The organism is Intrasporangium mesophilum (assembly GCF_054783095.1).
Genome location: NZ_BAAGRF010000005.1, coordinates 202978 through 216979 on the forward strand (window position 1 = coordinate 202978; position 14002 = coordinate 216979).

General features: G+C 70.8%; 14 protein-coding genes. 13 read left to right on the forward strand and 1 reads right to left on the reverse strand.

Annotated elements, in window-relative coordinates; genetic code table 11:
• The first annotated feature begins 129 nt into the window (after window positions 1-129).
• The 7 genes from ACYVLP_RS06755 (at window position 130) to hemL (ending at window position 7930) form a co-directional block, all read left to right on the forward strand.
• The gene (locus ACYVLP_RS06755) at window positions 130-810 is read left to right on the forward strand and encodes a redox-sensing transcriptional repressor Rex (protein WP_452270667.1); all 681 of its coding nucleotides are present in this window, start codon (window positions 130-132) and stop codon (window positions 808-810) included.
• Window positions 807-2240 carry a glutamyl-tRNA reductase gene (gene hemA, locus ACYVLP_RS06760; RefSeq protein ID WP_460626569.1) on the forward strand — a complete coding sequence of 478 codons (1434 nt, stop codon included), beginning with the start codon at window positions 807-809 and terminating at the stop codon, window positions 2238-2240. The genes ACYVLP_RS06755 and hemA overlap by 4 nt, the downstream gene beginning before the upstream one ends.
• Window positions 2237-3238: a hydroxymethylbilane synthase gene (gene hemC / locus ACYVLP_RS06765; RefSeq protein ID WP_460626570.1), complete on the forward strand. Its 1002-nt coding sequence runs from the start codon at window positions 2237-2239 to the stop codon at window positions 3236-3238. Before hemA ends, hemC begins: the two co-directional genes overlap by 4 nt.
• Window positions 3235-4884: a bifunctional uroporphyrinogen-III C-methyltransferase/uroporphyrinogen-III synthase gene (locus tag ACYVLP_RS06770; RefSeq protein WP_460626571.1), complete on the forward strand. Its 1650-nt coding sequence runs from the start codon at window positions 3235-3237 to the stop codon at window positions 4882-4884. Before hemC ends, ACYVLP_RS06770 begins: the two co-directional genes overlap by 4 nt.
• Before the next feature lie 63 nt (window positions 4885-4947).
• Window positions 4948-5919 carry a porphobilinogen synthase gene (hemB, locus tag ACYVLP_RS06775; protein WP_460626572.1) on the forward strand — a complete coding sequence of 324 codons (972 nt, stop codon included), beginning with the start codon at window positions 4948-4950 and terminating at the stop codon, window positions 5917-5919.
• A 103-nt stretch (window positions 5920-6022) separates the two neighbouring features.
• Window positions 6023-6484 (forward strand): MarR family winged helix-turn-helix transcriptional regulator, encoded by a 462-nt coding sequence (locus ACYVLP_RS06780; RefSeq protein ID WP_460626573.1) that lies wholly within the window; start codon window positions 6023-6025, stop codon window positions 6482-6484.
• Between the two features lie 108 nt (window positions 6485-6592).
• Entirely contained in the window at window positions 6593-7930 is a 1338-nt protein-coding gene (hemL, locus tag ACYVLP_RS06785) for a glutamate-1-semialdehyde 2,1-aminomutase (RefSeq protein ID WP_460626574.1), read from the forward strand.
• 86 nt (window positions 7931-8016) lie between these two features.
• On the opposite strand, the gene ACYVLP_RS06790 is transcribed toward hemL, so the two are convergent.
• A complete protein-coding gene (locus ACYVLP_RS06790) occupies window positions 8017-8634 on the reverse strand; it encodes a LysE family transporter (RefSeq protein WP_460626575.1) in 618 nt (205 codons plus the stop codon).
• A gap of 149 nt (window positions 8635-8783) precedes the next feature.
• Between ACYVLP_RS06790 and ACYVLP_RS06795 the strand changes: the two genes are divergently transcribed.
• The 6 genes from ACYVLP_RS06795 (at window position 8784) to ccsB (ending at window position 14001) form a co-directional block, all read left to right on the forward strand.
• Window positions 8784-9236, forward strand: a complete 453-nt coding sequence (locus tag ACYVLP_RS06795; protein WP_460626576.1) for a hypothetical protein — start codon at window positions 8784-8786, stop codon at window positions 9234-9236.
• Between the two features lie 116 nt (window positions 9237-9352).
• Window positions 9353-10021: a histidine phosphatase family protein gene (locus tag ACYVLP_RS06800; RefSeq protein WP_460626577.1), complete on the forward strand. Its 669-nt coding sequence runs from the start codon at window positions 9353-9355 to the stop codon at window positions 10019-10021.
• A complete protein-coding gene (locus tag ACYVLP_RS06805; RefSeq protein WP_460626578.1) occupies window positions 10021-10635 on the forward strand; it encodes a TlpA family protein disulfide reductase in 615 nt (204 codons plus the stop codon). Before ACYVLP_RS06800 ends, ACYVLP_RS06805 begins: the two co-directional genes overlap by 1 nt.
• An 8-nt stretch (window positions 10636-10643) precedes the next feature.
• A complete protein-coding gene (locus ACYVLP_RS06810) occupies window positions 10644-11387 on the forward strand; it encodes a cytochrome c biogenesis CcdA family protein (RefSeq protein WP_460626579.1) in 744 nt (247 codons plus the stop codon).
• Window positions 11387-13000: a cytochrome c biogenesis protein ResB gene (gene resB / locus ACYVLP_RS06815; RefSeq protein WP_460626580.1), complete on the forward strand. Its 1614-nt coding sequence runs from the start codon at window positions 11387-11389 to the stop codon at window positions 12998-13000. Before ACYVLP_RS06810 ends, resB begins: the two co-directional genes overlap by 1 nt.
• A complete protein-coding gene (ccsB, locus tag ACYVLP_RS06820) occupies window positions 12997-14001 on the forward strand; it encodes a c-type cytochrome biogenesis protein CcsB (RefSeq protein ID WP_460626581.1) in 1005 nt (334 codons plus the stop codon). Before resB ends, ccsB begins: the two co-directional genes overlap by 4 nt.
• Window position 14002 lies beyond the last annotated feature (1 nt).

Sequence of the window (14002 nt, forward strand, 5' to 3'; positions counted from 1 at the left end):
GTCCGTCCATGCCGTGGTATGCCGTCAAAGTCAACTTTGTGCATGGGTTCACAAACGTCTAGCCTGATCGGGTCCCCACGTGCTCCGCGTTCGGGAGAACGCCTCGCTGAGAGGAGCCGGTGAGCAAGAGTGTCCGCCGAGCCTGCACTGCGTCGAGAGATCCCCGACGCAACCGTCGCGCGGCTTCCTGAGTACCTTCGCACGCTGTCCCGCCTCGGCGAGGACGGGGTCCTGTCGGTGTCCTCCGAAGAGCTCGCTGCCGCCGTGGGGGTCCGTTCGGCCCAGCTGCGCAAGGACCTCAGCCACCTCGGCTCGTACGGCGTGCGTGGCGTCGGCTACGACGTGGAGACCCTCGCGCTCGAGATCTCGCGGGCGCTCGGCCTGACCCAGGACTGGCCCGTCGCCATCGTCGGGATGGGCAACCTCGGCCACGCCCTCGCCTCCTACTCCGGCTTCGTCACCAAGGGGTTCCGCATCGTCGCGCTGTTCGACGACGACCCGGCGCTCACCGACCAGCGGGTGGTCGGGGTGTCGATCCGTCCGTTCGCCGAGCTGCTCGAGCGGCACTCGGTCGACCCCATCTCCATCGGCGTCATCGCGACCCCGGCAAACGCCGCCCAGGCGGTCTGCGACGCCCTCGTCGGCGCCGGCATCCACTCGATCCTCAACTTCGCTCCCGCGGTGCTCGCGGTGCCCGACGGCGTCGACGTGCGCCGGGTCGACCTGTCGACGGAGCTGCAGATCCTCGCCTTCCACGCGCAGCGCAAGTCGCTCGCCGCGGGTGACCTCAGGTCGGCGGTGGCCCGATGAGCCTGCTCGTGATCGGCCTGTCCCACCACACCGCCCCGCTCGCGGTGCTCGAGGCGCTCTCCGAGCGCCCTGACCGCGCCGAGGCGATCGCCGCCTCCGTGCTCGGCTCTGCCACGGCGAGCGAGGCCGTCGTGCTGTCGACGTGCAACCGTCTCGAGGTGTATGCCGAGGTGTCGGCCTTCCACCCCGCTGTCGCGGCCATCGGCGAGGCGCTCGCCCTCGCGGCAGGCATCGAGTCCTCCGCTCCTGGCACCCTGGCAGAGTCCGAGGTGAGGAGCATGGCCACCGGCTCGACAGACACCTTTGTCATCGACGCCGACGAGCCGCGCGACCCCATGGCGGCGCTCGCCGCTCGCGCTGAGGCTCTCGCCGACCACCTCTATGTGCGCTTCGACGACGCCGCGGTGGCCCACACGTTCACCGTTGCCTGCGGGCTCGACTCGATGGCGGTCGGCGAGGCCCAGGTCCTGGGCCAGATGCGCGACGCCCTCGGCGAGGCGCAGGCTCGCGACCAGGTCGGCGAGTCGCTGAACTCCCTTTTCCAGCAAGCACTTCGAGTCGGCAAGCGAGCCCACGCCGAGACCGACATCGACCAGCACAGCGTGTCGCTCGTGCAGATCGCGCTCGAGCAGGCCCGCGACGTCCTCGGCCCGCTGGACACCCGGTCGGCAGCGGTGGTCGGCGCCGGTGGCATGAGCGGTCTGGCCGCAGCGACCGCCCGCCGCGAGGGCTTCGGATCCTTGACCATCGTCAACCGGACCCTCGAGCGCGCCGCGCGCCTGGCAGCGTCGACCCAGGGCGAGGCCCGTCCGTGGTCCGAGCTCGCCGACGTGCTCGCCGCGAGCGACCTCGTCATCACGTGCACCGGTGCCGTCGGCCACGTCATCACGGCAGAGATGCTTGCCACGAGTGCCGAGCGGCGTGGCGGCCGTCCGCAGGTCGTGGTCGACCTGGCGCTGCCTCGCGATGTCGAGCCGGTCGACACGTGGGGTGGGCGGCTCCCCAGCGTCACCCTCGTCGACCTCCAGCGCCTCGGGCACCTCCTGGAGGGGCGCGCCGACACCACCCAGGTCATCAAGGTGCGCGACCTGGTGACCGGCGAGGTCGCCGACTACCTCACGCGTCGTATGGAGAAGGCGGTCGGCCCGACCGTGGCCGCCCTGCGGGCCCGTGCCGCGTCCCTCGTCGCGACCGAGATGGAGCGCCTCGACCAGCGCCTGCCCGGTCTCGACGAGGCCACCCGCGCCGAGGTCGCCCACGCTGTCCACCGCATCGTCGAGAAGCTCCTCCACACGCCGACCAGGCGGGTCAAGGAGTTCGCGATGGAGGGCAGCGGGGACGACTACGCCGCAGCACTTCGTGAGCTGTTCGACCTCGAGCCGAAGGACGTTGCCAACGTGTCCTCCCCACCGAAGCGGACGACGCCATGAGCGCGCTTCGCCTCGGCACTCGCCGATCCGCCCTCGCCACCACGCAGTCCCAGTGGGTGGCCGACCGTCTGCGCGAGCACGGCCACGTCGTCGAGCTCGTCGAGATCACGACCGAGGGCGACGTGTCCGGCGAGCTGCTCACCGCCATCGGCGGCACCGGCGTCTTCGCTACCGCGATCCGCAAGGCGCTGCACGACGGCCGCATCGACATCGCGGTCCACTCCCTCAAGGACCTGCCGACCGCTCCCGAGCCCGGGCTCGTCATCGCCGCCGTCCCGCAGCGCGAGGACAGCCGTGACGTGCTCGTGGCCCGCGACGGGCTCACGCTCGGCGAGCTGCCGGCCGGCTCGGTCGTCGGCACCGGCTCGCCTCGACGCACGGCCCAGCTTGCCGCGCTCGGCCTCGGCATCGACATCCGCCCGATTCGCGGAAACGTCGACACGAGAATCGGTCTCGTCACCTCGGGCAAGCTTGACGCGGTCGTGCTCGCGCGTGCGGGCCTCGCCCGGCTGGGTCGCCTCGACGAGGCCACCGAGGTGCTCGACCCGATCCAGGTGCTGCCCGCCCCCGGCCAGGGGGCTCTCGCCGTGGAGTGCCTCGCCGACCGGGCCGACGTGGTCGCCGTGCTGACGGCGATCGACGACCCCGACACCCGTGCCTGCGTCCTCGCCGAGCGGTCCCTGCTCGCGACGCTCGAAGCGGGGTGCACGGCGCCGGTCGGCGCACTCGCCGAGGTCGTCGAGGGCGACGACGGGCTGGAGCTGTCGCTGCGCGCCTTCGTCGGCAGCGAGGACGGCTCGGCCGAGCTGCGCCGCTCGCTCGTCGGTGCCTACGGCGACCCCGAGGCTCTCGGTGCCGGCCTGGCCCGCATCCTCCTCGACGACGGAGCCGCCGAGCTCACCGCCTCACCGGGACATCCCGGCCTCCAGGCATCCATGACCACTGCGCCCGACGGCGCCCGCCAGCCAGCCTCACACCGACCGGAGCAAGTTTCGTGACTCCTTCTCGCCCTCCGTCAGAGCAGACGGTTCCGACTCCTACGCACCAGACCTCGCCGGCGCGCGTCGCCTTCGTCGGGTCCGGCCCCGGTGACCCCGGGCTGCTGACCCTTCGCGGCCGCGACCTGCTCGCCGCTGCCGACGTCGTCATCCTCGACCGGATCACGCGCGACGACGTCGTGCTGACCCACGCGCGCCCGGACGTCGAGATCATCGACGCAGGCCACGGCGAGCAGGGCCAGGAGCTGACCCACGCCGTGCGTGCCAAGCTCGTCGTCAAGGCGGCCAAGTCGGTGGCAACCGGCGGCCTGGTCGTGCGCCTCATGGACGGCGACCCCGCCACCTTCAACGGGCTCGTCGAGGAGATCCGCGCCTGCCGCAAGGCCGGCATCACGTTCGACGTGGTGCCCGGCGTGTCCGCCGTGACCGCGGGCCCGACGTATGCCGGTGTCCCCCTCACCGCCAAGGCGACCGGTGCCGTGCACATCCTCAGCGTCGACCGGGTGGGGCTCGACCTCGCGGCCTACACCGACGCGGACGACACGGTCGTCCTGCTCGGTAGCACCGAGTCGATCCGGAACGCCCTTGCCGGCCTCCTCGCCGCGGGCCGCCCCGCCGACTCGACAGTCGCCCTGACGGAGAAGGCCACCACCGTCCAGCAGGCGTCCCTCGCGACGACGCTCGGTGCCGTCGACAAGGCGTTCAGCGGCAAGGACGCCCTGGCTGTCACGCTCGCCGTAGTGTCACCGAACGTCGCTCTGCGCGAAGAGTTCTCGTGGTTCGAGACCAAGCCGCTCTTCGGCTGGAAGGTGCTCGTGCCGCGCACGCAGGCCCAGGCGGGGCCGATGGTCTCGCGCCTCGCCGCATACGGCGCGACGGCCGACGTCGTCCCGACCATCTCGGTCGAGCCGCCCCGCACTCCACAGCAGATGGAGAAGGCCGTCAAGGGCCTCGTCACGGGCCGCTACGAGTGGATCGGCTTCACGTCGGTCAACGCGGTGCGGGCGGTGCGTGAGCGGTTCGAGGAGTTCGGCCTCGACGCCCGTGCCTTCGCCGGGCTCAAGGTCGCCGCTGTCGGCGGCGTCACCGCGCAGGCGCTGCGTGAGTGGGGCATCAACCCGGACCTGGTGCCGAGCGGCGAGCAGTCGGCCGCCGGGCTGCTCGAGGTCTGGCCCGAGTTCGACGAGCTCCTCGACCCGATCAACCGGGTGCTCCTCCCGCGCGCCGACATCGCGACCGAGACCCTCGTCGCCGGCCTGCGGGAGATGGGCTGGGAGGTCGACGACGTCACGGCATACCGGACCGTCCGGGCGGCCCCGCCGGCCGCGGAGATCCGTGACGCGATCAAGGGCGGCGACTACGACGCCGTGCTCTTCACGTCCAGCTCCACCGTGCGCAACCTCGTGGGCATCGCCGGCAAGCCGCACGCCGCGACGGTCGTGGCGTGCATCGGCCCGGCCACAGCCAAGACCGCCCAGGAGCACGGCCTGCGAGTCGACGTCCTTGCGGCGGAGGCGTCAGCGCTCAGCCTCGTCGATGCCCTCGCCGGGCACGGCGTGGGCCTGGCGGTGGCCGCCGCGGAGGCGGGCCAGCCGGTCCAGCGCCCGAGCGACAAGCGCCCCGCGTCGCGCCGGCGGGCCCGCTGAGCGCCGGTCACGAGCGCTTTTCGAGCGTGCTCGCGCACGCGTCCTGAGCAGGGAGGAACACCGATGATCGAGCGCCCTCGCCGGCTGCGCCAGACGCCAGCCCTGCGCGCACTCGTCGCGGAGACCCGGCTGCACCCGAGCGACCTCGTGCTGCCCGTCTTCGTCGCCGAGGGGCTCGACAGCCCCAGACCGATCTCGAGCATGCCCGGAGTCCTGCACCACACGCTCGACAGCGTCACCGAGGTCGCGCGACGCTGCGTGGCCTCGGGGGTCGGCGGCCTGATGCTCTTCGGCGTGCCGGAGGAGGACCAGAAGGACGCGACCGGCTCCGCCGCGCTCGACCCCGACGGCATCCTCAACGTGGCGCTCGGCACTGTCCGCGACGCGGTCGGCGACGACCTCGTCGTCATGGCTGACACGTGCCTCGACGAGTTCACCGACCACGGGCACTGCGGCGTCCTCGACGACCGCGGCCGGGTCGACAACGACGCGACGAACGAGCTGTATGCCGCCATGGCAGTCGCGCAGGCGAAGGCCGGAGCCCACGTCGTCGCCCCCTCCGGGATGATGGACGGCCAGGTCGCCGTGATCCGCGAGGCGCTCGACGGCGCGCGGCTGACCGACACGGTGATCCTCGCGTATGCCGCCAAGTACGCCTCCGCGTTCTTCGGGCCCTTCCGCGAGGCCGTCCAGTCGAGCCTGCAGGGCGACCGCCGCACCTACCAGCAGAACTCCGCCAACATCGTCGAGGCGCTCCGGGAGATCGACCTCGACATCGCCGAGGGCGCCGACATGGTCATGGTCAAGCCCGCCATGTCCTACCTCGACGTCGTCGCGGCGGCCGCCGAGCGCTCTTCCGTGCCCGTGGCGGCATACCAGGTGTCGGGGGAGTACTCGATGATCCAGGCGGCCGCGGCGAACGGCTGGATCGACCGCCGCGCGGCCGCGCTCGAGTCGCTCCTGTCGATCCGACGCGCCGGCGCGCAGGTCGTCCTGACATACTTCGCGCTCGACGTGCCGGACTGGCTGGCCTGACCCCACTAGGCTTGCCCTGTACGCAGTTGGCCCGGCCGGATCGGCCGTAACAGGGGAGAGCGCGAGGGTGGTGGCGAGCGGAGCGGTTGCAGGTGACGGGGAGGTGCGCTGGCTCAGTGACTCCGAGCAGGCGTCGTGGCGCGCCATCCTGCGCGGGACCAGGCTGCTCGAGAGAGCGCTGGACGAGGCACTCAACGAGTCGGGCATCCAGCTGAGCGAGTACGAGATCATCTCCATGCTCTCCGAGAGCTCGAACCATCGCCTGCGCATGTCCGAGCTGGCCGCGATGGTCGTCCAGTCACGGAGCCGGCTCACGCACACGGCCAAGCGCCTCGAGGACCGCGGCTGGGTCGTGCGGGAGCAGTGCTCGGACGACAAGCGTGGCGTCGAGCTCGTGCTCACCGCCGGCGGGCTCAACGCCGTTCGGGACATCTCGAAGGTCCACGTGCAGAGCGTGCGCGACAACCTCGTGGACATCATGACGCCCGGGCAGTTCCGCTCCATCGGCGACGCCATGGCGATAGTGCGTGACCATCTCGACCCCGAGGGCACGAGCGGCCGCTGACCCGCGGGCCAACCTGTTTGGACCAGGTCGAGTGGGCACCTGCGTGCCTGGGGCTGGGAGGCGACCCGGCGGCATACGTCCTCGAGCCTCGTTGCGACAATGGGCGCCATGAGCTCCAACCCCGCGACTGTCCAGACGACCACTGACGCTCCTGCGTCCGCCGCGCTCCTCGCCCGTGCCAGCGCGGTCATCCCGGGTGGAGTGAACTCCCCGGTGCGTGCCTTCCGTGCCGTGGGCGGCACGCCGCGTTTCATGGTCAGCGGGGCGGGTCCGTGGCTCACCGATGCCGATGGCAAGCGGTATGTCGACCTCATCTGCTCGTGGGGACCGATGATCCTCGGGCACGCTCATCCAGACGTGCTGGCAGCGGTGACCCACGCTGCGGCGCAAGGTTTCTCGTTCGGCACGCCGTCGGAGAACGAAGTCCGGCTCGCTGAGGAGATCGTCGCCCGCGTCGACCCGGTCGACCAGGTCCGCCTGGTCAACTCAGGCACCGAGGCCACGATGTCGGCGATCCGGCTCGCCCGCGGCTTCACCGGCCGTGACGTCATCGTGAAGTTCGCGGGCTGCTACCACGGGCACGTCGACGCTCTGCTCGCCTCGGCGGGCTCAGGAGTGGCCACCTTCGCACTGCCTGACTCGGCGGGAGTCCCGCGCTCGAGCGCGGGCGAGACGATCGTCCTGCCCTACAACGACCTCGCGGCGGTCGAGGCGGCCTTCGCGGAGCGGGGTGACCAGATCGCGGCCGTGATCACCGAGGCAGCGCCGGGCAACATGGGCGTCGTGCCCCCGGCGCCGGGCTTCACCGAGGGGCTGCGGCGGCTGACGAAGGAGCATGGAGCGCTGCTCATCTCCGACGAGGTGATGACCGGCTTCCGCTGCAGCGCGTCGGGCTTCTACGGACTCGAAGGTCCTTATGCCGCAGGGGCGCCCGACCTCTTCACGTTCGGCAAGGTCATGGGCGGCGGCTTCCCGACCGCGGCGTTCGGCGGGCGGGCCGACATCATGGCGCTGCTGGCGCCGCAGGGGCCGGTCTACCAGGCAGGCACCCTCTCGGGAAACCCCGTCGCGTCGGCGGCCGGTCTCGCGACGCTCGAGGGCTGCACCCCGGAGGTCTACCAGCGGCTCGACGTCGTGTCCCACGCCATCGCGGACGCCGTGACCGCTGAGCTCACCGCTGCATCCGTGCCGCACACGATCCAGTGGGCGGGCTCGATGTTCTCCGTCTTCTTCCGCGAGGGCGCCGTGGCCGACTACGACGGCGCGAAGGACCAGGACACGGATGCGTTCCGGCGGTTCTTCCACGCCATGCTGAGCCAGGGCGTGCACCTGCCTCCCAGCGCGTTCGAGGCGTGGTTCGTGTCAGCGGCCCACGACGATGCCGCGGTCGAGCATGTCGTCGCAGCTCTGCCGACCGCAGCCCGGGCCGCGGCCACGCCCGACTGACAGGCGTTGGCGCGGCCAGCGCTGGGGTTGTGGATGGTTGACGTCGCGATGACGACGACAACCATCCACAACCTGTCGGAGCAGCGTCAGTGGACGGCGCCGAGCAGCACGCCGACGCCGACGAACAGGCCGCCGAAGAGGCGGTTCACGGTGCGCTGCCCTGACTCGCGCTGGGTCAGCCGGCCGAGGCCTCGGGCCGCCGCCGCGAAGAAGAACCACATGACAACCACGTCGATGGCCACGACCGTCGCTCCCAGCACGAGGTACTGCACCAGCAGCGGCTGCTCGGGGCGGATGAACTGCGGCATGAAGGCGAGGAAGAAGATGACCGCCTTCGGGTTCGTCAGGTTGACCAGCAGCCCGCGCCGGAACATCGACCAGGCCGGCTCACGGTGGCTGCTGCCGACCGCGGCGGCGGCTGCCCGGGCACGGAACTGGCGGACGCCGAGGTACACGAGATAGGCCGCCCCGGCATACCGGATCACGTTGAACAGCAACGGGGAACGCGCCACGAGGACGCCGACGCCCGCGGCGACGATGGCGATGTGGACGATGAGGGCGAGCTGCTGCCCGAGGATCCCCCAGATCGACCGGGTCCACCCGGAGCCCAGGGAGTTGGCCATCGTGTTGATGGCGCCCGCACCGGGCGTGAACGAGATGAGCGCCCCGGCCGCGACCAGGGTCAGCCAGAGCGAGAGCGACACATGCCGCAGTGTAGGTCCGTCCCCGTATGCCGCAGCGTCCCGTCTCATCGCACGGCGGGCCACCCGTTTCATGGCCTTTGCGACATACCGGCGCCGGTCACCCGTCTCCACGTACACAGAGGGCGGGTGGAGCGCCGGGAGGAAATGTCGTGAGGAGAGGACGCGTCATCGCTGCGGTGGTGCTCGTGGGAGCGATCACCTCGTACCAGAAGGCGGTCAAGCTCTCCGGGGTCGCGAACGGGTTCCCCGCGGTCGTCACGCCGGCGTCGACCACAGTGGTGCGTTCCATATTCGGCCATGCGAAGGTCGGGCAGACCCTGAACACTCTCTTCGCTGGAGGCGACACGGGCGCCCTGCCTGTGACCGTCAGCGAGGAGCTCGCACCCAACCGCGACGCCGTGGCCAAGAGTCCACTGCTGGTCATTGCTGGCGAGACGAAGACCACCCCGGAGACGGGCAGCATCGTTGAACCCCTTTTCATCTACCGCCTTGACGCCAAGGGCAGGCTGACCTCTCTCCTCGAGAGCGGTGGCGCCGACCACAGGCCGTCGTTCACGCTCGACCAGCTGACCAGGCGCCTTGCCGAGCGATCGCGGAGGTAGCCCCGAGCCGGGGCAGTGTGCGGTGCTCGTCGTCAGCACCCCGAGAGCTGCACACAGGCTCGGCCGCACGGGGTGCGGATTCGGCTGTTGGCCTCGCGTTTGAGACACTGTGGCGCATGACTGAGAGCACGACCGGCGCGGCCGCATCCGACGACGCCGTGACCGTCGTGCACCTCATGCGCCACGGCGAGGTCCTCAACCCCGGTGGCGTGCTCTACGGCCGTCTCGACGGCTACCACCTGTCCGACCTGGGGCGGGAGATGGCCGACGTCGTCGCCGTCCATCTCGAGGCCAACGACATCACGCATGTGGTCGCCTCGCCACTCGAGCGCGCCCAGGAGACAGCGGCTCCGATCGCCGTGAGCCATGGTCTGCCGATCCACACCGACGAGCGGGTCATCGAGGCGAGCAACCACTTCGAGGGCCGCACCGTGAGCACCAAGGACCTGCTCCACCCCCGCAACTGGCACCAGTTCGGCAACATCACCAAGCCGTCGTGGGGCGAGCCGTATGAGGACATCGCAACCCGGATGCTCGCGGCGATCGACGACGCCCGCGAGGCGGCATGCGGCCACGAGGCCGTCATCGTCAGCCACCAGCTGCCCGTCTGGACGGTCCGCAACAAGCTCATGGGTCGGCGCCTGTGGCACGACCCGCGAAAGCGGGAGTGCACGCTCGCGTCGCTGACCTCCCTGACCTACGAGGGCGCCGAGCTCTCCTCGATCGCGTACTCCGAGCCGGCTGCCGCCCTGCTCGCGCGTGCGAGCAAGAGTGTGGGCGCCTGATGGAGCAGTTCGACCGACGCACCGCGCTGCGGTGGGGTGCCATCGCCATTGTCGGCGGGCTCGTCACCCTCACGTCCGCCTGCGCTTCGGACCCCAACTCCGTGGCCGACCAGGCCCGCTCCGGCGACCGCAAGGGCTACGTCGCGGGCGACGGCTCGATCGAGCAGCTGCCGCCGGAAGAGCGTGGCGACCCGGTCGTCCTCGAGGGCACGACGCTCGAGGGCGAGCCGTGGCGGATCGCAGACCGGGCCGGCTCGGTCCTCGTCGTCAACGTCTGGGGCTCGTGGTGCCCGCCCTGCATCGAGGAGACCCCGGCGCTGCAGAAGGCCTGGGACACGGTGCAGAGCAAGGGCAAGAAGGTCGAGTTCATCGGCCTCGACAAGCTCGAGGGCCCCGAAACTGGCCTGGCCTTCCTCAAGGCGAACAAGGTGACCTACCCGTCCCTGGCCTACGACGGCGGGGTCCCGATCCTCGCGCTGCAGGGCAAGGCGTCGGCCACCCCGACCACGCTCGTGCTGGACCGCGAGGGCCGGATCGCCGCGCGGGTCTCCGGGCCGGTCAGCACGACGACGCTGCTCGCACTCGTCGACGACGTGCTCGCCGAGAAGGCCTGAGGTCGGTCGTGGACACCTCGCTGGCCACCGGGTCGATCGTCGTCGCCGCGGTCGTCGCGCTCGCGGCCGGCTTCGTGTCGTTCGCATCGCCGTGCGTGCTGCCCCTGGTGCCGGGCTTCCTCGCGTACGTCACCGGGCTGTCCGACGTGTCCCTGCAGGAGCGCTCCCGGAGCCGGCTGGTTCTCGGCGCGCTGCTGTTCGTCCTCGGCTTCTCGGTCGTCTTCCTGCTCGGCGCGGCGACGCTGTCGTCGCTCGGGGTGGCACTGCGCGAGCACCAGGCCGCGCTGCTGCGCATCGGCGGCGTGGTCGTCATCGTGGCCGCTCTGATGTTCCTCGGCCTCGGCAGCTCGTATGCCGCCCAGCTGAGCTGGCGCCCGCGTGCGGGTCTGGCGGGTGCGCCGCTCCTCGGAGCGGTCTTCGGGCTCGGCTGGGCGCCGTGCATGGGTCCGACGCTCGGCGCGATCCTCGCGATGGCGGTGCCGCTGTCGGCCGAGTCCGGCACCGTCAACCGAGGTCTGCTCCTTGCCGCCTGCTACTGCCTCGGGCTCGGCCTGCCCTTCCTGGCGATGGCCGCCGTCTACGAGCGGGCCGGCCGCGCCAGCGCCTGGCTGCGGCGTCACCGGCGTCCGATCCAGCTCGTGGGCGGTCTCATCCTGCTCGGCGTCGGCGTCCTCATGGTCACCGGCCTCTGGGAGCAGGTCATCGTCTGGATGCAGACGACCTTCGTCTCGACGTTCCGGGTGGCGATCTGATGGCGGCCGACACCCAGGTGTTGCAGGCGGGACCACGACCCGAGCCCGAGCTGCCCCAGCTCGGGCCGGTGGGCATGCTCCGGTGGGGGTGGCGCCAGCTGACGAGCATGCGCACGGCGCTGTTCCTGCTGCTGCTCCTTGCGATCGCGGCGGTGCCCGGCTCGATCTTCCCGCAGCGCAACATCGACGCCGGCCGCGTCGCCGACTACATCGCACAGCACCCCGAGACCTCGCCGTGGCTCGACCGGCTCGGGTTCTTCGACGTCTACTCCTCGGTCTGGTTCTCAGCCGTCTACCTGCTGCTCTTCGTCTCGCTCGTGGGCTGCATCGTGCCTCGCACGAAGGTGCACATCGCGGCGCTGCGAGCCCGGCCGCCGCGCGCCCCGGCCCGACTGCACCGGCTCGCCGAGCACGCGGAGGTGACCACCTCGCTCCCGCCAGACGAGGCGCTTGCTGTTGCGCGAGGAGTCCTGCGCGGCAAGCGGTTCCGGCTGCACTCGCACGACGCCACGAGTGTGTCGGCGGAGTCGGGCTTTCTCCGCGAGACCGGCAACCTCGTCTTCCATCTCGCGCTGACCGGCATCATCGTCGGCATGGCCGTGGGCCACCTCTTCGGCTGGCGGGGAGACGTCATCCTCGCCGAGGGCGACAAGTTCGCCTCCTCGGCCGGGACCTACAACACCATCGCGCCCGGCCCGTGGGTCGACTCCGAGCACCTCCCGCCCTTCGTGCTGTCACTCGACAAGCTCGACGTGCAGTTCAACGAGACGCCTGGCCGGTCGTTCGGCACTCCGAGGCAGTTCGACGCCCTCACGACGCTCCAGCGCGAGCCGGGGGCGCCGGCCACGAAGGAGACTGTGTCGGTCAACCACCCGATCAGCGTCGACGGCGCCGACATCTTCCTGCTCGGCAACGGCTACACGCCCGTCATCACGGTCCGCGACGCCAAGGGCACGGTGCTCTACCGCGAGGCGACCCCGTTCCTGCCACAGGACGCCAACTACCGCTCGGTGGGCGTGGTCAAGGTGCCCTCGGCCTCGCCCAAGCAGCTCGGCTTCACGGGGTTCTTCCTGCCCACGGCAGAGCCGACCTTCGCCAACGGCCCGACCTCGATGTTCCCCGACGCACAGAACCCTGAGCTCGCGCTGTCGGTGTGGGAGGGCAACCTCTTCCCGGGCGGGGCGCCGCAGTCGGTCTACACCCTCAACACCGAGGAGATGAAGCAGGTGACCAAGGCGGACGGGTCGCCCGTGCTGATCCGCCTCAAGCCCGGCCAGAAGTACGACCTGCCCGGCGGGCGGGGCTCGATCACGTTCGACGAGGTCAAGCGGTTTGCCGGGCTGTCGGTCCGCACCGACCCCGGCGCTCTGGTCAGCCTGGTCAGCGCGATCCTGGCCACGCTCGGGCTCATCCTCGGCCTGACCATCAAGCGGCGCCGCGTGTTCGTGCGGGTCGAGCCTGTTGACGGCGCTGTCGACCCCGACGGCCGACCGGCTACCGTGGTGACCATCGGTGGCCTGTCGAAGGACTCCGACCCCGGGCTCGCCGCCATCGTCGCCTCGATCGGCACCGCCGTGCACGACCGCCCTGCAGAACGGAACGACCGCCTGTGAACCTCGCCGCCAACGCGAACGCCGCGCTGTACTCCTCGATGATCGTCTACACGCTCGCCATGCTGGCCTTCACGTGGCATCTGGCGGCTCGTGCCCCGAAGGTCGCCGCGTCGCGCGCCGCCGAGCGCGAGGAGGTGCTCGTCGGCGGTGCGGCCGCGAGCGTGGCCGCCGGATCGGCGGACGGCGTTCCGAGTCGGCCGTCGGGGCTGTATGCCGCGGGCCCGGGTTACGAGGAGAGCCTCCAGAGCCGCCAGCGCGGCAACATCGCGCTGATGCTGACCTACCTCGCGACGGCGCTGCTCGATGCATCGGTCCTCATGCGGGGCCTGGCGGTGGAGCGACCACCGTGGGGCAACATGTTCGAGTTCGCGACGGCGGCCGCGGCGGCGGTCGGGACGGCGTACTGCCTGCTGGCCAAGCGCAACCACTGGCAGTGGCTCGGCGTCTTCATCGTGACACCGATCCTGCTCGTGCTCGGGCTCTCGCTCGCTGTGCTCTACACCGAGGCCGGCGAGCTGATGCCGGCGCTGAAGTCGTACTGGCTCGGCATCCACGTGTCGGTCGCGTTCCTCGCGGTCGCCTTCTTCACTCTCGCCTTCGCCGTCGGCGCGCTCTATCTGGTGCGGCTGCGGCGCGAGGAGAAGCCGCCGGCCAAGCCGAGCTTCATCGAGTCGCTGCCGTCGTCCGCCTCGCTCGAGCGCACGGCATACAGCCTCAACATGGTGGCCTTCGTCCTCTGGACGTTCACCCTCATCGCGGGTGCCATCTGGGCCAAGCAGGCCTGGGGTGCGTACTGGCAGTGGGACCCCAAGGAGGTCTGGACCTTCGTCATCTGGGTCGTCTACGCCGCCTACATGCACGGGCGCGCCACTGCCGGCGTCGACCACCGCCGGTCGATGTACATCGCCCTGGCCGGATACGGCTGCGTCATCATCAACTTCACGCTCGTCAACCTCGTGTCGACCTTCGTGGGCATGCACAACTACTCCGGAATGAACTGAC